Annotated in this window: 13 protein-coding genes; 4 read left to right on the forward strand and 9 right to left on the reverse strand. The window is 71.8% G+C overall.

Annotated elements, in window-relative coordinates:
• Positions 1 to 85: 85 nt before the first annotated feature.
• From fxsT to AB0N07_RS04870, 4 genes are all read right to left on the reverse strand, one after another.
• Entirely contained in the window at positions 86 to 3,343 is a 3,258-nt protein-coding gene (gene fxsT / locus AB0N07_RS04855; protein WP_365832101.1) for an FxSxx-COOH system tetratricopeptide repeat protein, read from the reverse strand.
• The gene (locus AB0N07_RS04860) at positions 3,340 to 4,377 is read right to left on the reverse strand and encodes a MoxR family ATPase (protein ID WP_365832103.1); all 1,038 of its coding nucleotides are present in this window, start codon (positions 4,375 to 4,377) and stop codon (positions 3,340 to 3,342) included. The genes fxsT and AB0N07_RS04860 overlap by 4 nt, the downstream gene beginning before the upstream one ends.
• Positions 4,374 to 6,047, reverse strand: coding sequence for a hypothetical protein (locus AB0N07_RS04865; protein ID WP_365832105.1), 1,674 nt, complete (start codon positions 6,045 to 6,047; stop codon positions 4,374 to 4,376). Before AB0N07_RS04865 ends, AB0N07_RS04860 begins: the two co-directional genes overlap by 4 nt.
• 120 nt (positions 6,048 to 6,167) lie before the next feature.
• The gene (locus AB0N07_RS04870; protein WP_365832107.1) at positions 6,168 to 7,421 is read right to left on the reverse strand and encodes a hypothetical protein; all 1,254 of its coding nucleotides are present in this window, start codon (positions 7,419 to 7,421) and stop codon (positions 6,168 to 6,170) included.
• A 243-nt stretch (positions 7,422 to 7,664) separates the two neighbouring features.
• Here AB0N07_RS04870 and AB0N07_RS04875 point away from each other — a divergent pair, with 243 nt between their 5' ends.
• From AB0N07_RS04875 to AB0N07_RS04890, 4 genes are read left to right on the forward strand one after another with little or no spacing between them, the layout of a single operon-like run.
• Complete coding sequence (locus tag AB0N07_RS04875) at positions 7,665 to 9,815, forward strand: MMPL family transporter (RefSeq protein ID WP_365832109.1); 2,151 nt, start codon at positions 7,665 to 7,667, stop codon at positions 9,813 to 9,815.
• Between the two features lie 44 nt (positions 9,816 to 9,859).
• Positions 9,860 to 11,104, forward strand: a complete 1,245-nt coding sequence (locus AB0N07_RS04880; protein WP_365832111.1) for a histidine kinase — start codon at positions 9,860 to 9,862, stop codon at positions 11,102 to 11,104.
• Positions 11,101 to 11,763, forward strand: coding sequence for a response regulator transcription factor (locus AB0N07_RS04885; protein WP_365832113.1), 663 nt, complete (start codon positions 11,101 to 11,103; stop codon positions 11,761 to 11,763). Before AB0N07_RS04880 ends, AB0N07_RS04885 begins: the two co-directional genes overlap by 4 nt.
• Before the next feature lie 2 nt (positions 11,764 to 11,765).
• Positions 11,766 to 12,953: a sialidase family protein gene (locus AB0N07_RS04890; RefSeq protein WP_365832115.1), complete on the forward strand. Its 1,188-nt coding sequence runs from the start codon at positions 11,766 to 11,768 to the stop codon at positions 12,951 to 12,953.
• Positions 12,954 to 13,779: 826 nt separating this feature from the next.
• Here AB0N07_RS04890 and AB0N07_RS04895 read toward each other — a convergent pair.
• From AB0N07_RS04895 to AB0N07_RS04915, 5 genes are all read right to left on the reverse strand, one after another.
• Positions 13,780 to 14,139: a peptidase inhibitor family I36 protein gene (locus AB0N07_RS04895; RefSeq protein ID WP_365832117.1), complete on the reverse strand. Its 360-nt coding sequence runs from the start codon at positions 14,137 to 14,139 to the stop codon at positions 13,780 to 13,782.
• A 268-nt stretch (positions 14,140 to 14,407) separates the two neighbouring features.
• Entirely contained in the window at positions 14,408 to 15,343 is a 936-nt protein-coding gene (locus AB0N07_RS04900) for a dihydrodipicolinate synthase family protein (RefSeq protein ID WP_365832119.1), read from the reverse strand.
• A complete protein-coding gene (locus AB0N07_RS04905) occupies positions 15,340 to 16,359 on the reverse strand; it encodes an ABC transporter ATP-binding protein (protein WP_365832356.1) in 1,020 nt (339 codons plus the stop codon). The genes AB0N07_RS04900 and AB0N07_RS04905 overlap by 4 nt, the downstream gene beginning before the upstream one ends.
• A gap of 5 nt (positions 16,360 to 16,364) precedes the next feature.
• Entirely contained in the window at positions 16,365 to 18,359 is a 1,995-nt protein-coding gene (locus AB0N07_RS04910; protein ID WP_365832121.1) for a dipeptide/oligopeptide/nickel ABC transporter permease/ATP-binding protein, read from the reverse strand.
• Positions 18,356 to 19,318: an ABC transporter permease gene (locus AB0N07_RS04915; RefSeq protein ID WP_365832123.1), complete on the reverse strand. Its 963-nt coding sequence runs from the start codon at positions 19,316 to 19,318 to the stop codon at positions 18,356 to 18,358. The genes AB0N07_RS04910 and AB0N07_RS04915 overlap by 4 nt, the downstream gene beginning before the upstream one ends.
• Positions 19,319 to 19,321 lie beyond the last annotated feature (3 nt).

The raw sequence follows: 19,321 nt of genomic DNA on the forward strand, positions 1-19,321 counted from the left end.
ACCGGTCGGACCTGATCGACGGCTGCCTCATCGAGACCGGACTGATCATGGGAGCCGGATGATCGATCGGCCCGCCACCGCGAGTTCAACCCCGGCACTCCTTGTAGACCTGGCTGGTGAATTCCAGGGCCGCCGCGTGGTCACCCCAGTGGTAGAGGTACTCGGCCACGTTGTGCACCATCTGGCGCACGTTGCGGTTCGAGGACTTCGAGGCCTGGGAGCTGATGACGTGCGGGTACAGCTGTCCGAAACGGGGCCAGTTCTGCGGATCGCGGGGATTGCTCGGCGTGTTGGCCGCGAGCAGCAGATGCGCGCCGTGCTGGAAACGCTCGCGCTGTTCCACCGACATCCGCGCCACCAGCACGGCCTGGACCAGACGGTGCATCTGGATGGCGTTCGTACGGTAGTTGATCTTGGCGAGGGAGTAGCGGCTGATCTCCCGGATGGCCCGGCTCAGCCGCATGGGGTCGGTGAAGATGAGATCGAGTTCCGGGGCGATGGATTCCGCCACCGCGATGGAGAAGAACTGTCGGGAGATCGGTTCGGGAGCGAAATAGGAGCACAGCTGGAGCAACTGCAGTGCACCGGCGTACTTCTTCTCCACGTGGTCCAGGGACACGTTCCACGCGGTGGCGACCGTCTCCTCGTACTGGGGCGGCGCGGAGACCGCCATCAGCTCGGCTCGTTTTTCCTCAAACACCCTCAGATATTCGGCGGCCGGCATGCCGGTCTCCGCGAGCCACGCCGATGCCTGTTCCACGGCGAGCGGAAGGTCGCCGAGGACCTCGGCCAGCATGCCGGCCTCTTCGTCGGTGAGCTCGGAATTGCGCCTGTGCAGGAGCTGGATGCTTTCCGGCCGTGTGAACACGTCGACCTCCAGGGGGTGCGCCAGCGTGTTCCACTGCGGGTTGCGCGAGGTGACGATGACCGAACCGGCGGGGCCGCCCTCCGGCGCGCTGGGGAAGTATCCCTGGACCGCGCCCGGGCTTTCGGCGTTGTCGAACACCAGCAGCCACTTCTGGTAGGGGATCCCGGTGCGCAGGGCCTCCAGCACGGCCGGTACGGCGGTGTTGGCCTCCGGGGTCACCCGCAGGTTCATCTTGCGGGCGAGTTCCACCAGCGACCGCTGGATCTCCGTCGTCAGCTCCGCCGGAATCCACCACACCAGGTCGTACTCGGTCGCGTGCCGGTACACGTACTCAAGGGCCAGCTGCGACTTTCCGACACCGCCCATACCGTGCAGGGCATGCGGAAGGACGGCGGTCGGCCCGGAGCGCAGGCCCCTCTCCAGAGCGACCAGGAGTTCTTCGCGGCCCGTGAACATGAGGTTCCGCGGCGGGATGTTTCCTGCCACCTTCAGCTCGGACGCGCGGGAACCGCCTGCGGTCAGACTTGGCTCTTGTCCTCGTTCGGACGCGGCGGGAACCGTGCTCACAGGTGTCTCTCCTTCTCCTGGATCTGCCAGACCTCCCGATGCCGGTGTGGCGCTGGGGGAGCTGTCGTCGTGCACCGACTGCGGGCTCTCCGTCAACGAGGGCGCCGCTGATGAAGGTGCGAAACCTGGGCGTTCAGGGGACCCGGCCCGGCCCGGCTCCGGTTCCAGCGAGTCCAGGGCCCGGGCGCGGCGGGCGTGCGGCCCGCTCAGTGCATGCAGGACGGCCCGCTCGACCTCCCTGAACTCGCGGTCACCGCCGAGCGCGCGGGCGGCCTTCCCGCCGTCCCCGCGCAGATACGACAGCAGGTCCCGGGCGGCGGCGCTGCGCGGGGCCAGCAGCTCCGCGGCCTGCTCGATCGCCGTCGCGGTGGCGTCCCGGGAGCCGTAGGCCAGCAGTTCCTCGCGTACGCCCGGCTCGAAGACGAAGGACAACCGGTCGTCGGCATAGCAGAGCAGGGGGGAGACCAGACCGCTGAGCAGGAACTCCGCCATGTGTTCGGGGCCGGTCCTCGGCATGGTGCGCCGCTGGACCTCGGTCATCGTGCGCAGGTCGAGCTGGACCGCCGCCATGTGCGTGGCCAGCCGGAACGCCTCGGGCGAGGCCCAGCCGTGGAAGGCGGCGACCCGCTGGGCGGGGTCGGCGGAAGGGCCCGGGAGCGGGGGGCGGGGGCGCTCCTGGACGGTGGTGAGGACGGCCGCGAGTTCGATCTCGCGGGGTTCGGCGCCGCCCACGAACCGGGCCCACGGCTCCAGCCAGCCCGCGTCCATTTCGAGCACGGGCACGGGCACCGTCGCCTGCGGGAGGGCGCGGGGGCGCAGGACGTCGGAGAGCGCCTCGGCCGGCTCCCACTGGGGGGTGCGGTCGGCGCCCCAGGGGCCCGAGGCCCGTAGTCTGACGCCGGACGGGTGCAGGCCCGTGCGGTGCCACAGCCGCTGCGGCAGCACATGCAGGACGGCCACCGGCTGCCGTCTGCCCCACAGGGCGAGCAGCCGTTGGGCCGCGCCGGAGCGCCAGGCGGGCGCGGAGCCGTCGGTCAGCACGAAGACGACGGAGCGCCCGGTCGGATCCACCAGGCCGCGCGCCGACACGGGGCGCGTCCCGTGGACCGGCCCGGGCAGGGAGACGGCGGCGCGATCGGCGGACAAGGCGTTCAGCGACAGCTCCGTGATGTCGCGAAAGCCCCCGAAGCGGTGGGCGACCTTGGCGAACCGCGCGATGTGCTCGCGCCACACCGCCATGTGCGGCGCGGTGTCCACGAGCAGCACGGCACGCCAGCGGCGCTCGGGCGTGGGCCGCAGCACCGGGGGCAACGACGGGGCCAGCGCGATGCGTTCGGCGGTGGCCTCCTCGTCCAGTTCCCGTCCGTGCGCGGAGGCCACGGCGGTACGGAAGGCCCGCAGGGCACGCCCCAGCGCCCGGGCGCCGGTCGAGCGCCGGGCGGCCGGCGCGGCCGGTCCGTCCGCGGGCATGGATCCCGGGACACGGGGCAGGCGATGGCTGGGACGCCCGGCGGTTTCCTCCGTATCCACGGACCTCGCGTGGTCCGGCAGGGCCGACGGCACGGGTTCGGGCCCGGCGGACCACGCGGTCGCGTCGATGGCGGGGTCTGTGGCGGGTGCGGCCCCATTGAGGTCGGGCGTGGGCAGGGGAGGGTCGAGCGCGTCGTCCGGGTCGAGAGGGTCGAGGTCCGGGCCGGTGTCCCCGGCCCCCTCGGGGAGCCGGTCCTGCGCGGACGGCACCGGCACGCCGGTCAGCCACGCGTGTTCGCTGGCCACCCACACCGCGTCGGCGACCTCGCTGGGATGCAGACCGGTGAGCGGCCTGGGTTCTTCGCCGGACGGCGGACGCGGCCCGTCCCGGCCGTGCACGGTCCGCCCGTCCCGCGCCGGGTAGGGTTCGTGAGTCACGCCGGTCCCGCCCCTTCACCGCCCAGCGGGTGCCAGATGGCCTCCAGCAGCTCGGCCCACCCGTCCCCGTCGCCGCTCGAGGGCATGTACTGACCGGACGTCACCAGATGTGCGGCGTTCAGGAGTTGGTCGGCGGCGAGGCCGCCGACCCGGTTGCTGCGACGGAGGAAGTCACGGATCAGCTCCTCCTGGCGGGGGCCGAGGCTGCTGCCGAAGTGCGCGGCGACCAGCTCGCCGAGGGCCGCCCTGTCAGGGTCGGGAATGTCCAGCCGCAGACAGCGGCGCATGAACGCCTCCGGGAACTCCCGTTCACCGTTGGACGTCAGGACGATCACCGGAAACGTGTGGCAGCGCACCACGCCTTCGCTGATCTCCGCGCTCCCGCCCGGGTCGGCCGTGTGCACGGTCGCGATGGGCTCCTGCGGCTTCACCCTGACCAGCGGGGGCACTTCGTAGTACCCGTCCTCGAACAGTGTGAGAAGGTCGTTGGGAAGATCGATGTCGCACTTGTCGATCTCGTCGATGAGCAGGACCCTCGGCAGCCGGTACGGCAGCAACGCCGTTCCCAGCGGGCCGAGTTGGACGAAGTCTCCGGTGCCGGCAGATGAGGGGGCCGGGGCCTGTAAGGCCTGGGCGCGCCCTATGGCGTCGTACTCGAAGAGTCCCGAGGCGAGGGTGGTCCTGCTGGTGACCGCCCAGTGCAGGACACGGCCGAGGCGTAATTCCCGTGCGATGCGGTACGCCAGGGCCGACTTGCCCACCCCGGGGCGGCCGGTGACCAGGAGCGGCCTGCGCAGCAGCAGCGCGGCGTTGACCAGGCGGACCTCCTCGCGCCGTGGACGGCGGGCCACGCCCGGCCGGCCCAGCCGGCGGTCGGCCTCCTCGTCGTCGGGCGGCCGCGGCATCGCGGGCGGCGTGGCGAAGCTGCGCCACGGTGGTCCGGGGGGCCAGGTGCGCTCGTCGTACGGGACATCGGGGACCGGGTCACCCGTACCCTTGTAGAGAGGTCCTCCGTTCTCCAGCGGCGCGTTCAATCGGTCCCCCCTACAAAGGTGGCGGGAGCGCTTGGTCCCCCGTCAAGAAGATGCTCAGGGTCGTCCCAGATCATGCCCATCGCGCGAATCGTCGCGGGGTCGTACGCAGAGTCCCTGCCGGCGGCGGCGTCGGTCTTCCACTGTTGCGTGCGCCGGGGAAGAGCGGCCAGCCCATCTTCGGCCAACGCTTCCCACATCGCCGCACGCCAGGTGGGCGTGGCGACGCTGTCACGGTGGAACATCAGTACGGGCACTCCCAGTTCTAGGGCCAGCCTCACCTCCTGCATGCCCAACTCGCCCTGCTCCCACGGCGGTTCGCACAGCAGCATGCCGACCACATCATCGTCGCTTCCCACAGCGGCGTCCAGTCGTGACAGATGCTTGTCGACGGTGAGCGTCGGCTCCGGGGCACACTCGTGCACAACGCGCCGTGTGTGCTCCGGGTTGCCCCCGAACTCCCTCCAATGTGTCTCGTTCTTCCGCCACTGCGACCAGCGCGCCCGCCATGCGCGGTGGAATTCGCGCCGCTGTATGCGATCGAGGCTGTGAACGGACACCCGGTAGGTGCTGAGCAGCGGATTCTCGAAACCACGGGCGGGATCGCGGTTCCAGAACTCGACCGCCTCCGTGAGCAGTTCCAGGGGCAGGAAGAACTCCAGGGCCACGCTCTCCGACCGGTTGTGCCACATCACCGCCATCTTCGTCAGCAACTCCGCGACGGCCGCCGGAAGCCGATCGCGGGTCACCAGGTCCTGTGGTTCCGCCTCCGGCTGCCGCTGCAGAGCGGCGGAGTCGGCGTACTTCACACAGGCCGACAGGTGGTAGCGCGGGGGTCGAGGGGTGCGCCGGCGGCTGCTCGGCTGGGGCGTGCGGTCGCGGGCCACCCTGATGTACAGGCGGATGACCGGCGGCCCCTCCTCCTCGGGGCCCTCCGGCTGCTGACCTGCGCCGGCCGGGGGCTCCTCCGCGACGCCGCCGTACGAGCCGCCGACGGCGACCGCCAGGGGGGCGCGTTCGGCGCGGTGCGCCGACTCCAGGTTCCGGCGCAGGCTGTGCAGCCCCTCGGGCCCCTCGGCCAGCTCCCACTTCTCGGCGAAGTGGTCGTTCCAGGCTCTTATCTCCCCTACCGCCGAGGCCAGTTCGGGACAGTGCGCCAGCCACTCGAGCAGCACCATGGCCGGCGGCAGGCCGCTCGCCGGGGAGTTGAGGTCGGCGAGGTACACGAAGGTCTGCCAGGGCGTCGCGCAGTGCGGGGGAAGGACGTGCCGGCCGCTGGTCGACTCGGCGACGATCGCGGCCAGTTCGGGCAGTTGCAGCTGGAGCACCTGGCGCAGGGGCCGCCAGTCCCTGCCCTCGAAGACCTCATGGGCCCGCCACTCCTCCAGCAACGGCTGGAGCGGGTCCGCGAGCGCGGGAGCCACCAGGGCGGTCACCCGGGCCAGCGACGCCAGGCCGCGCGGCCGTCCGGCGCAGGCGTGCACCAGGGTCAGGAACTCCAGGTGCGGGGTGGGGTAGCTGTCCTGCGGCAGCCCCTCCAGCGTCTCGTCGAGCATCTGCCGCCAGAACCTGCGGGCACCCTCGGATCCCAGACCGCCGCCGGGGTCCTTGAGCACCGTCACGACGGCCTCCACGAGCTCGAGCTGGACGTCGTCTAATCTGCGTCTCGCCACGCGCGTTCCCCCTCGCACCGTGGTGGGCAAGCCGGACGGTACTCCCGTCGGCACACCGGCTGGAACACGTCAGGATACGGGCCCTGCCCTCGGTACCGCGAACTGCCGTGCCCACGCGGCTCATTGACCCGCGGCCCGGTCCAGCACGCCGCACAGCACCGAGTAGAAGTGCTCGTTGCCCCAGTACGAACTGTGCGCCGCCGACACCGGCTGCCGGTTGTCGACCTCCACGTCCCGCACGTCCGTCGCCTCGGTGTCGAACACCGGCGCCGCCCGGTAGGACAGCAGGTCCCGGCGGTCGTAGACGTTGGTCCAGGGCGGGAAGCCCGGGGGCAGGCCGCTGCCGAACGGGCGGGACGGCAGGGCGTCCAGTTCGTACAGCAGCGGCGCCTGCGAGCCCACCGTGACCAGGGCCGCGACCTTGCGGGGGCGGGCACCGGGGCCCGTCGCGGCGCCGTCCAGCAGGGTCCCGGAGGCCAGCAGGTCGAAGGAGACGATGCCGCCCAGGCTGTGGCCGAGCAGCACCACGGGACCGGACTGGGCCCGTACCGCCTCGGAGACGACCGCACGCACCGCCTCACCGCGCACCAGATAGCGCATGATGTCCCCGAAGAAGCCCACCGACTTGCCGCTCCAGGCCGTACGGCGGGCCACGGCCAGCCGGTTGCCGAGCGCGCTCTCGAACAGGCGGGCCGAGAAGCGGACCGCCGCCGACACCGCCTCCGGGATGCCGCGTACGTCACCGCCGAGCGCCTCGGTGAGACGGTCCACCAACTCGTCGCGCCTCCCGGCCGGCAGGCGTCCGGCATCATCGTCGCTCCGGTTGAGGGCGTAGGCCACCAGCGCACGGGCGGTCAGCCGGGGCAGTACGACCGCGGTGGCGCCGGCCGCGGCGGCCCGGCGCAGCTCAGGCGCGCCGTGCAGTGCGTCGGCGGCCTGCTGCAAGGGTACGTCCAGACCCGCGTCCGCCCAGGCCGCGCGCAGCGAGTCGTGGTCGGCGAGGCGGGTCAGGTCGGCCAGCAGCGTGTCCCCGCGCGCCACCGCGCCCGGCACGAACGGCGCCGGCGTGGCGGCGGCCGACGTGAGCACCAGGAGCTCCAGCTCCGCCAGCGGGTCGGCGTACAGCAGCGCCCAGCGTGCCACCTCCTCGTCCTCCGGCGCGGGCGCGGCGGGGCCCTTGCCGTCCTGGTCGACGAAGCCCGGGATGGAGGCGCCGCCGGCCCGGAGATGCGACCCGAGGGCCGAGCCCCAGTCGCACGGCTCCACCCGGACGTCCGGGCGCCGGGCCCTGACCTCGGTACGGATGGTCCTGAGGGCCTTGCCGTAGTCGGGCTCGCGCACACCGGTTCCGTGCACGAAGAGAAGGGTCACCATGAACGCGCTCCCCCGTCGGATGCGAATGGGACGACTTGCATTGCTACTTGCCCGTACCCGGAAGGGCAAGACCGCACCGGAAATCGGCGGGAGGCCCGACGGCGTTACTCCCGCGGGAGTAACGCCGTCCCCGGACCACCCCCGGCAGTACCCCTGAACTCGCCCTCACGCCCGACGAACCGCCCCCCGCGCGCCGGGAGTCTGGAACCGACCCAGACATCCCCACCGGAGGGAGGCCCGTCGATGGGGGCCGCAAGGACAGGCATACGGAAGACAGGGGGACGGCGTGCCGTGCCCTGGGTGGTGCTCGGGCTGTGGCTGGCCGCGCTCGTGCTCGCCGGACCGTTCGCCGGGAAGTTCTCCGGCATCCAGCAGAACCGGTCCGTGGACTACCTGCCCGACAGCGCCGACTCCACCCAAGTGGCCCGTGTCCAGGACCGGTTGCCGGGCGGACAGGCCACCGACCTGGTGCTCGTCTACCACCGCGACGGCGGCCTCACCGCGGCCGACCGGGAGAAGGCGGGTGCGCAGGTCGCCGAGATCGGGAGCAAGTACGAGCTCACCGGCACCCCGAAGGCGGTCCCGTCCCGCGACGGCACCACCCTCATGTACCCGGTCTCCAGCACCCGGCCCGGCCAGGACGACAAGAAGCGGGACGCCTTCGTCGACGGCGTGCGCGCGCTCGCGAACGGCGGCGCGGGGCTCAGCGTGGAGGTCGGCGGGCCGGGCGGCCTGAACACCGACATGAGCAAGGTCTTCGGCTCCATCGACGGCACTCTGCTCTACGCCACCCTGGGCGTCGTCACGGCCCTGCTCGTCCTGATCTACCGAAGCCCGTTCCTGTGGCTGGTGCCGCTCGCCGTCGCCGGTGTTGCCGCGGGCATGGCGATGGCCGCCGCGTACGGCCTGCACGAGGCCTTCGGCGTCACCGTCACCGGACAGAGCGGCGGCGTGATGACGGTCCTCGTGCTCGGCGCGGGCACCGACTACGCCCTGCTGCTCATCTCCCGGTACCGCGAGGAACTACGACGCCACGAGCGCCCGTACGACGCGATGCGCGCCGCCCTGCGCGGCTGCGGCCCGGCGGTCCTCGCGTCCTCCGGCACCGTCGCGGCCGGACTGCTGTGCCTGCTCGCCGCCGACCTCAACAGCAGCCGTGGCATGGGCCCGGTCGGCACGGTGGGCGTGCTCGCCGCACTCGCCGCGATGATCACCCTGCTGCCCGCCCTGCTGGTCCTCCTCGGCCGCCGCGTCTTCTGGCCGCTGATCCCGGCCTTCGGCAGCGAGCCCAAGGCGCGGCGGTCGCTGTTCGCGGCGATGGGCAGCTCGGCCACGCGCCGCCCGGTCGTCGTACTCGCCCTGGGCGCCGTGCTTCTCGGCGCGCTCGCGCTGGGCGCACTCAACCTCCCCGGCACCCTCAAGCAGGAGGACTCCTTCACCCGGCGGCCCGAGTCGATCTCCGCCGCCCGGACCCTGGCCCGCGCCTACCCCGGGCACAGCAGCCGGTCCATCACCGTCATCGCCCCCGCCCCGAAGGCCGACGCCGTCCTGGCCAAGGCCCGCACCACCTACGGGGTCGCCCAGGCGACGACCGGCCGCACCGGCTCCGGCTGGACGGAGGTCTCCGTCTTCGCCCGCGCGGCCCCCGAGTCGAAGGAGGAGACCCGCACCATCGAGGCCCTGCGCGCCGGGCTCGACGGCACCTACGGCACCTACGTCGGCGGTCCCAGCGCCCAGCAGCTCGACCTGGCCGACAGTCAGGCCCGGGACCGCGAGGTCGTCGTGCCGCTGGTCCTCGCCGCCGTGTTCGTGATCCTCGCGGGCCTGCTACGGAGCCTGATCGCGCCGCTGATGCTGCTCGTCGCGGTGGTCGCGGTGTGGGGCGCGGCGCTCGGAATCGGCGGGCTGGTGTTCGGGCCGGTGCTGGGCTTCCAGGGCACCGACTCGGGGCTGGGGTTGTTGTCCTTCGTCTTCCTGGTGGCCCTCGGCGTCGACTACGGCATCTTCCTCATGCACCGCATGCGCGAGGAGTCCGTCGCCGGTGCCGAGCCCGAGGCGGCGGCGCTCACCGCCCTGCGCACCACCGGCGGGGTCATCGCCTCCGCGGGAGTCGTACTCGCCGCGACCTTCGCGGTGCTGGGCACGCTGCCGCTGGTACCGCTGGTCGAGCTCGGGTTCGTGATCGCGGTGGGCGTGCTGCTGGACACCTTCCTCGTCCGGACGTACCTGGTGACGACGGCGAGCATGCTGCTGGGGCGGCGGGTGTGGTGGCCGGGAAGGTTGTCGCGGGAGCCGGAGCCGGTGCGGACCGAGCGGCAGCCGGAGCCGGTGTGCTGCACTTTCCCGGGGGACAACCCCCGGACCCCCGGCAGAAAAGCAGGCCGGCCAGTGTGACCGGCGCGGACATCGCGAGGAAGACCTCTGGTGCAGCGCGGAAGATGAACCACGTGACACAGACGACGACAGCGACGCGGCCGCGCGGGGGCGAACGGATCGAGCGGATCATGGCGGTGGTCAACCGTGATCCCCGCACCGCCCCGCACGGCACCCGCAACGACGCGATCCTCGCCGCCGTGCTCACCGTCGTGGCCGTGGGCCTGGCGCTGTCCACCGACCAGAGCCGCCGCCCGGACGCGCTCGGCTGGACGCTGCTGCTGGCCGCCCATGTGCCGCTGGTGTGGCGGCGGCGCCGCCCGCTGCTGGTGCTGACCGCGGGGCTGGCGCTGCTCGTGCCGTACCACGCCCTGCAGAACAACCACTTCGCGGCCACCCCGGCCACGATCGTCGCGCTCTACACGGTCGCCGTCACCGGCCGCCCCCTGCGCACCATCCTCGCGGGCGTCGTCGTCCTCGGCGTCTCCACGGTCGCGATGCTCACGGTCAGCACCCACCAGGCCGTCGAGATGCTGCGCATCTCCGGCTGGGTGATCGCCACGCTCTTCTGCGGCGTCGACGTCCGCTACTACCGCCAGTACGTCGCGGCGATCGTCGAACGAGCCGAGCGCGCCGAACGCACCCGGGAGGAGGAGGCCCGCCGCCGGGTCGCCGAGGAACGGCTGCGGATCGCCCGTGACCTGCACGACCTGCTCGCCCACACCATCACCCTCATCGGCGTGCAGACGTCGGTGGCCGCGCACGTCCTGGCCGCCGACCCCGAACGCCTGGACCGGGAGACGGTGGCGAAGGCCCTGGACGACATCGCCCAGACGTGCCGGACGGCGCGGGGAGAAGTGCGGACGACGCTGGAGGTGCTCCGCGAGAACGACTCGGCGGACGGCCGCGGCCCCCTCCCCGGCCTCGACGGTCTGCCCGACCTGGTGGAGACGGCACGGCTCGCGGGCGCGCGCGTCGAGCAGACGGTACGGGTACGGCAGGCCCCGCCCGCCGTCGGCGCCGCCGCGTACCGCATCGTGCAGGAGGCGCTGACCAACGCGGTACGGCACGCGGGCCCCGAACCGGCCGTACGCGTCGACCTGTACGACGACGAGGGCGCCCTGCACCTGTCCGTCACCGACGACGGCACCGGACCCACGCCCGGCACCGCGCCCGGCTTCGGGCTCGTCGGCATGCGGGAGCGGGCCCGCAGCGTGGGTGGCACACTCGACGCCGGGCCGCGGGCACAGGGCGGTTTCGAGGTGACGGCCGTACTGCCGCTGACGACCACGGGGGAGGGCGGCGGATGACCATCCGCGTACTGCTGGCCGACGACCAGACCCTCGTACGGGCGGCGTTCGCCATGCTCGTCGAGTCGGCGCGGGACATGGAGGTCGTCGGTCAGGCGGCCACCGGCCGGGAGGCCGTGGCACTGGCCCGCAGCGAGCGCGCCGACCTGGTGGTGATGGACATCCGCATGCCCGACCTGGACGGCATCGAGGCGACCCGGCTGATCGCCGCCGACGAGGACCTGGCGGGCGTACGGGTCCTGGTCCTCACCACCTACGACACCGACGAGAACATCGTGGAGGCGCTGCGCGCGGGGGCCTCCGGTTTCCTGGTGAAGGACACCCGCCCGGCCGAACTCCTGGACGCCATCCGTACGGTGGCCGCGGGCGAGGCGCTGCTGTCACCGGGCCCGACGGCACGGCTGATCGAGCGGTTCCTGCGCAGCCCGTCCGCGCCCGTGACCGGCGGGCCGGAATGCCTCTCCGACCGGGAGCGGGAGGTGCTGACCCTGCTGGCGCGCGGGCTCAACAACACCGAGATCGGCGAGGCGTTGGGGCTGAGCCCGCTGACGGCGAAGACCCATGTCAGCCGGATCATGGGGAAGCTGGCGGCGCGGGACCGGGCGCAGCTGGTCATCGTGGCCTACGAGTCGGGACTCGTCACCCCGGGGACGATCTGACGGTGACTTTCCTGAGCCGCACCCTCCTCGCAGCCACCGTGCTCCTCACCCCGCTCACGGCCCTCGCACCGGCCCACGCGGCCACCGGCTGCACGTCCTCCGTCCCGTACGTCTCGGGCGAGGGCGGCTACGACACCTACCGCGTCCCGGCCACGGTCGTGACCGGCCGCGGCACGGTGCTGGCCTTCGCCGAGGGCCGGCTGGGCGGTGCCGGGGACACCGGGAACATCGACGTCGTCCTCAGACGCTCCGTCGACGGGGGCTGCACCTGGGGCCCGCTGCACGTGGTGGCCGCCGGGAACGGGGACACCCGGGGCAACCCCGCCCCCGTCGTCGACCCGCGCACCGGTGCGGTCGTCCTGCTGACCTCCTACAACAGCGGTGCGGTCACCGAGGCGCAGATAACGCGGGGCGAGGTCACGGCGGAGCAGAGCCGACGGGTGTTCGTGCAGCGCAGCCGGGACGACGGGCGGCACTTCTCGCCGCCGCGGGACATCACGCACGAGGTGAAGCCGGCGGGCTGGCGCTGGTACGCGACCGGGCCGGGCCACGCCGTCGCCCTGACCCGCGGCCCGCACGCCGGACGCCTGGTCGTCCCCGCCGACCACTCCGCGGCTCCGCCCGCCGGTTCGCCCGACACCGGCCAGGAGGCCAGGTACTACGGCGCGCACGCCATCTACAGCGACGACGGCGGGCGGAGCTGGCGACTGGGCTTCGTGGACTCCTCGTACGACGGCGTGGGCAACGCGAACGAGTCCACGGCCGCTCAACTCCCCGACGGGAGGCTGTACTTCAGTGCCCGGGACCAGAACGGGACGAGTGTCGGCAACCGGCTCGACACGTACTCCGGTGACGGTGGGGAGTCCCTGGACCGGCCGTACACGGTGCAGCCGACACTGAACGACGTTCCGGTGGTCCAGGGGAGCGTGCTCCAACTCGCTGGCCGCAAGGCGCCGTTGCTGTTCTCGGGGCCGTCCGTGCCGAACGCTCGGCGGGCGATGGCGATCTGGCGGAGCGAGGACGGTGGGGGGACGTTCACGAAGGTGCTGACGGTGTCGGCATCGCCGGCCGCGTACTCCGACCTGGTGCAGGTCGATCGGGGCACGGTGGGGTTGCTGTACGAGACGGGGGTGTCGGGGCCCTACGAGACGATCGAGTTCCGCAGGGTGCCGGTGTCCGAACTGGGGTAGCGGTTTTCAAGACCGTTCCCTTGGGCCGCTCGGGCGGCCCACCCCGCTGCCGCCCACCAGGGGCGGAGCGGGTACAGCGTACCGGGATCGAGCGTCGCGCGGGTTAGGCGGTCCACACGGGGTCCACTGGCCCTGCTTGTGCTCGCAGCCCTGGGGCCTCCTGTTCCGAGCACGCAGGCCGGCGATTATGCGCGTCCGTGGGCAGGCGTCGACGTCAGCTCCCGCCGGCGACGCCGTCGCCATGACTGTCTACCTGCCGACCCGCCACAACTCCGGCAAGACCGGCTCTGGCGATCACCACTCCAGAGAAGGGGTACGTCGTGGCTGGGTCGGTCGGCTCAACGGCTTTGCGGGGTCATGATCACTCGCACCAAAGCAGCGCCACCCCAAAGCCGCTCCGCCGACCCACTCGTGCCCTGAGCCGACCGTTGGCCCGCATGACGAGGCTTCTCCGTATGAGGTGAACCGCCGCAGACTGAGAGATCTACGGTCAAGCCAGTGGGGGCTGCTTCGTTTCGAACCCCGAAGCTCCGCGGCTGCGGTCGCCGGCACCTGACGGAGTCATTCGGGTGCAAACCGGAGGAGGGACCTCTTCGGCCTGGTCGAACCGGTGGACCGTGCTGCTCGTGACTCCATCTGGGTGACGCCGGTCGTGTCCATCCCGGTAACAGACGTGTCGCCAGAACTGCGATCTGGTGCGTGCAGGTGTCGGCGGCCCTGGATGATCTCCCGGTGGTGCGTCCGGGGCCGCACTGCAATTCTGCCGTGAACACGCCGCCTCGGTAGGCGTGCATGTCCCCGCGGACAGGCACGCCGTCGGCCCTGGCTAGTGGACGATTATGACGCGGTAGGCGCTCACCCATGCCCCGATGCTGTTGTAGCCGGTGGGGTCGACGGTGATAGAGCCCCCAGAGCAGTCGTAGTTGTCCCACAGCTCCACGTTCACGGCGCCGTCCTGGGTGCGAGCGGACCGGATGTGGTCGTTCCAACCGTCACCGACGTAGTGGCACTCCTGGTCAGTAGAACAGAGCCAGGTGTCGGGACCGCTGAAGCCGGTTTGGGCGTAGGCGTGGACGCAGCCGTTGTAGGAGGAGGGGCTGAGGGGCTGGGCGGATGACGCGGGGGCGTTGACGGTTGCCATGGCCAGGACCGCGGCCGTGGCCAGGAACGTGCGTGTGGCGCGCAAGGTGCCTCCTTTGGTTGAGTCCATGAGTTGCAGATGGGCGACAAGCATCGCCAGGGGAGGACCACTTGAGTGCCTGGGTCTTCAGAGCTTGCGCTTTGTGCGCGCAACTGCTAGCGGCAGAAGGGGTGCCCCTCTCTGAGGGGCACCCCTTCTGAATGTCGACGGTGGTCGTCGCTCGGCGCTTGATGGGGCCTTTGAGGCCGAAGTGGGGGTCTGGGGGCGGAGCCCCCAGGGTCGGGACGGGAAGGGGCGGCGGGGGCGAAAACCCCTACAGCAGGCCCGCCGTCGCCAGGAACTTCCCCACCCGCTCCACCTCGTCGGGAGACAGCGGCACCTGCGGCTCCGCCGTCACCGGACAGTCGATGACGCCTCGCAAATGGAGCGCCGCCTTGAACGCGCCGAGGGCCGAGGAACTGCCGCCCATCCGCGCCGGGTCACCCACCCGCACCATCCCGAACAGGGCGCACAGCCGCTCCTGTTCGGCCCGAGCCCCCTCCCAGTCCCCCGAGCGACACAGCCCGTCCAGGCGGACGTACCCATGAGGATCGACATTGGCGAGCCCGGGCACCGCCCCGTCCGCCCCCATCGCAAGCGCCGCATCGACGACCAGTTCCGAGCCGGTCAGAACACTGAAACCGGTGATGCCGGACCGATCGCGCGCACCGTTGACCACCTCCCGGAAGCCGGCCAGGTCACCGCTCGAGTCCTTGAGCCCCGCGAGCACGCCCTCGGCGGCCAGGTCGAGCACGACGTCCGCCGGCAGTTTCGTGTGCACGGCGGCAGGGATGTCGTACGCGACCACCGGCACCGGCGACGCGGCCGCGACCAGCCGGTAGTGGCGCGCGATCTCCGCCGGGTGCGTGCCCGCGTAGAACGGCGTCGTCACCACCACCGCATCCGCCCCCGCAGCCGTCACCGCCGCCACATGATCCAGCACCCTCGGCGTCGTCATGTCGATCGCCCCGGCCAGCACGGGGAGTCGACCGGCCACATGGGCCACCACCGACTCCACCACCTGCCTGCGCTGCCCGTCCCGCAGAAACGCCGCCTCCGAGGACGACCCCAGCACGAACAGCCCGTGCACCCCGCCGCCCACCAGGTGGTCGACCAGCCTGAGCAGGGAGGGGACGTCCACCTCGCGGTCCGGTGTCAGGGGCGTGCAGACGGGAGGGACGACACCGGTGAGCGGGGCGGGGAAGGTCATGAGGGCTCCGTGGGGCGGTTCTGGCGTACAAGGTCCTGGGGCGACTGGGTCTCCTCCAGAGGATGGTGGCAGCGGAAGCGGTGTCCCGCGGAGGACGCGGCCGAGAAGTCCGGCATTTCCGCCGCGCACACCTCCTCCGCCTTCCAGCACCGCGTGCGGAACGGGCATCCGCTCGGCGGGCGTGTCGCCGACGGGACCGGGCCGGTGAGGGGGATGGGGTCGATGGGGTTCAGGAGGCCCGGGGTGGCCGAGAACAGGGCACGGGTGTACGGGTGCCGGGCGCGGTCCGTGACGACTGCCGCCGGGGACTCCTCGACGATCCGGCCGAGGTACATGGTGATCACGCGGTCGCTCATCCGCCGTACCGTCTGGATGTCGTGCGAGACGAAGACCAGGGCCAGGTCCAGGCGTTCCTTCAGGTCCAGGAGCAGGTTCAGGATCTGGGCGCGTACCGAGACGTCCAACGCGCTCGTCGGTTCGTCCGCCACCACCAGGCGGGGGTTCAGGGCCAACGCCCGTGCGATCGCCACTCGTTGACGCTGGCCGCCCGACAGCTGGCCGGGCAGCGCGTCGGCCAGCGCTCGGGGGAGGCCGACCAGGGACATCAACTCGCGTACCCGGTCCTCGCGTCGGGGTCGCGTCCCTTGCTCGTGCACGTCCAGCGGGTCCCGCAGGATCTGCCGCACCGGCAGCCGGCGGTTCAGAGCCGTCGACGGGTCCTGGAAGATCATGCCGGTGCTGCCGCCGACGGCCGCCCTGCGTTCGGCCGGGCGCATCGACCACAGGTCGCGGCCCTGGAAGGACACCGTGCCGGAGGTCGGCCGCACCACCCCGACCAGCACGTTCGCCAGCGTCGACTTGCCGCACCCGGACTCGCCGACGACGCCCACCGTCTCGCCGGGCGCCACCGCGAGGTCGGCGCCGGTCAGCGCGTACACCCTGTCCCTGGTGAACAGGCCGCCGCTGCGCGCCTTGTGGACGACATGGGCGTCGGACAGCTCGACGATCGCGTGCATCGCGTTCACTGAACGGCCTCCGGCTCCGAGGTCACCAGTTCGACCGCCGGATGGTGACAGGCCGCCGTGTGCGTCGGCGTGCCCCGCAGACCGGGCGGGGTCGTGCGGCAGAGTTCGGTGGCGAGCGGGCAGCGGTCGGCGAAACGGCAGCCCGCCGGGAAGTCCGCGGGGGAGGGAACCACGCCCCTGACCTGTGTCATCCGCTCGGCCGCCGACTCCAGGGAGAGCACGCTGCCGAGCAGGCCGCGCGTGTAGTGGTGGGCCGGCGCCTCCACCAGGTCGGCGGTGACACCCGTCTCCACGGTCTGGCCGCCGTACATCACCACCACCCGGTCGGTGACGTCCGCGACCAGCGCCAGATCGTGCGAGACGAGGATCAGCGCGAAGCCCAGCTCCTCGCGCAGCCGCAACAGCAGCTCCATGACCTGCGCCTGGACCGTCACGTCCAACGCCGTCGTCGGCTCGTCGGCGACGATCAGCTTCGGGTCGCGGGACAGCGCCATGGCGATCAGCACGCGTTGGCGCTGGCCGCCGGAGAGTTCGTGCGGGTAGCTGCGCAGGGTGCGGCCGGGGTCGAGGCCGACCATCGCCAGCAGCTCGGCGGGACCACGCCGGCCTCCGCGCCGTACGACCTGTTTGAGCTGGGCGCGAATCGTCATGGCGGGGTTGAGGGACGACAGCGCGTCCTGGTAGATCATCGCCATCTCGTGGCCGAGGAGACGACGTCGTACCTTCATGGGCTCGGTCAGCAACTCCCGTTGACCAAAGCGTACTTGGCCCCGGACCCCGGCCCCCTTCGGCTCCAGCCCCATGATCGCCAGAGCCGTCAGCGACTTCCCGCAGCCCGACTCGCCCACCACGCCCAGGACCTCACCGGGGTACACCTCGAAGCTGATCCCGTCGACGATGTCCACACCGCCATGCCGTCCTTCAAAACCGACGGAGAGATTCTCGACTGCCAGAACTGCAGTGCCGGGAAGGGACGCAGACGAACGCCTGGCACGCAACCGGGCAGCCGCCGCCGTCAGCCCCGGCAACTGCAACACCTCCCCGCTGCCCGGCTCCGGAGCCTCCAACCGGTCATCGCCCCCGCGTACGTCGACCTCCCGCACCGAAGGCGCCGCCCAGGCGTCCGACGCCCCCTCCGACAGAATGTTCAGCGACAACACGGTCACCAGAATCAGCAGCCCCGGGAAGACGGTCGCCCACCACCCCCCGATAAACACCATGTCCTTGCCGTCCGCGATGACACTGCCCCAAGAGGGGTCCGGAGGACGAACCCCCGCCCCGATGAAGGACAGCGACGCCTCGAAGGCGATGGCCTCGGCGACCTGCACCGTGCAGAACACCAGCACCGGAGCGGCACAGTTGACGGCAACATGACGAAGCACGATGTGCGGGGTCCGGGCGCCGATCACCCGTTCCGCCGTCACATAGTCCTCGCCGTACTGGTCGAGGACGTTCGCCCGGACGACCCTCGCCACCGGCGGCATGAACAGGAACGCGATCGCGCAGATCAGCACGGTGATCCCACCGCCGAACACGGCGACCAGGACGGCCGCGAGCGCGATGCCCGGGAACGCCATCACCACGTCCAGGCAGCGCATCAGCGTCTCGTCGACCCCCTTGCGGGAGGTGGCCGCGACCGCGCCGATCAGCGCGCCCACGACCAGTGCGAGGGCGGTCGCGCCGAAGCCGATCGCGAGCGACCAGCGGGCGCCGTACATCAGCCGGCTGAGGATGTCCCGGCCGAGGCTGTCCTGGCCCATCCAGTGCTCGGCGGACGGGTGCCCGGTGCCGTCCACGGGCGGCTGCTGGTCGAGCGGGTCGTCCGGCGCGAGCAGGGGCGCCAGCAGGGCCACCAGCACCACGACGGCCAGGAAGCAGACCGCGGTCTTCGACAGCGGCGGCAGCCGGCGCAGGCCGCGCAGGCGGACGCCCGGCCGGGACAGCGCCTCGGCGAGGCTCTTGCGCGTGAACTGCGGGAACGGGGAGGTCATGCGGTCGTGTCCCTCAGTCGCGGGTTGACCAGCAGGTAGAGGATGTCGATGACCAGGTTGACGACCACGAAGCCGGTCGCCGTCGTCAGCACGACGCCCTGGACGACGGCAGGGTCGCCGTTCTTCACGGCGTCGATCATCAGCTTGCCCATGCCGGGCAGCGAGAAGATCGTCTCGATGACGACCGCACCGCCGAGCAGATACCCGACGCGCAGGCCCAGCACGGTGAGCGGGTTGACGAGGGCGTTGCGCAGCACGTTGCGGCCCACCACCACGCGTGGCGGCAGGCCGCTGCCGATCGCCGTGCGGACGTAGTCCTTGTCCAGCTCCTCCACCACGGAGGTCCGGACGATCCGGGTGAGCTGGGCCGCGACCGGCAGTGACAGTGCGAGGGCGGGCAGGGCCATGGTCTTGAGCCAGCCGGTGAAGGAGTCGGCCGGGTTGATGTAGCCGCCGGTCGGGAACCAGCCCTGGTCGACCGCCAGGTACTGGATCATCAGCGGCGCCAGCCAGAACCCGGGGGCCGCGACGCCGGTGAGCGAGACGACCCGGATGATCTGGTCGGGCAGCCGGTCCCGGTAGATCGCCGCCGTCACCCCGCCGACCAGGGACAGTACGACCGCGATGCCGAGGCCCAGGAAGGTGAGCTGGAGGGTGAGCGGCAGCGCGGTGGTGACCTGGTCGACGACGGGGGCGCGGGTCAGGGCGCTGGTGCCCAGGTCGCCGTGGAGCAGGTCGCCGACGAAGTGGACGTAGCGCACGGGCAGCGGGTCGAGCAGGCCGTTCTGCTCGCGGAAGTCGTGCAGTTGCTGCGGGGTGGGGTTCGCGCCCTGGAAGAACGCGGACGCCGGGTCGACGTCCGAGAAGCGCATCACCAGGAACACGAACAGCACGATGCCGAGCATCAGCGGCACGAGCAGGGCGATCCGGCGCAGCAGGATGCGGAGAACCGCGACCATGGG

Origin of the sequence: Streptomyces sp. NPDC051172, from assembly GCF_040682555.1 — a bacterium.
Lineage (GTDB): Bacteria > Actinomycetota > Actinomycetes > Streptomycetales > Streptomycetaceae > Streptomyces.

What these genes read in the sequence shown, in the direction of transcription:
- AB0N07_RS04910 (WP_365832121.1), bottom strand. Translation starts at nt 18,359, where the DNA reads ATGACCTCCCCGTTCCCGCAGTTCACGCGCAAGAGCCTCGCCGAGGCG.
- AB0N07_RS04905 (WP_365832356.1), bottom strand. Translation starts at nt 16,359, where the DNA reads ATGCACGCGATCGTCGAGCTGTCCGACGCCCATGTCGTCCACAAGGCG.
- AB0N07_RS04915 (WP_365832123.1), bottom strand. Translation starts at nt 19,318, where the DNA reads ATGGTCGCGGTTCTCCGCATCCTGCTGCGCCGGATCGCCCTGCTCGTG.
- AB0N07_RS04880 (WP_365832111.1), top strand. Translation starts at nt 9,860, where the DNA reads ATGAACCACGTGACACAGACGACGACAGCGACGCGGCCGCGCGGGGGC.
- AB0N07_RS04875 (WP_365832109.1), top strand. Translation starts at nt 7,665, where the DNA reads ATGGGGGCCGCAAGGACAGGCATACGGAAGACAGGGGGACGGCGTGCC.
- AB0N07_RS04900 (WP_365832119.1), bottom strand. Translation starts at nt 15,343, where the DNA reads ATGACCTTCCCCGCCCCGCTCACCGGTGTCGTCCCTCCCGTCTGCACG.
- AB0N07_RS04870 (WP_365832107.1), bottom strand. Translation starts at nt 7,421, where the DNA reads ATGGTGACCCTTCTCTTCGTGCACGGAACCGGTGTGCGCGAGCCCGAC.
- AB0N07_RS04885 (WP_365832113.1), top strand. Translation starts at nt 11,101, where the DNA reads ATGACCATCCGCGTACTGCTGGCCGACGACCAGACCCTCGTACGGGCG.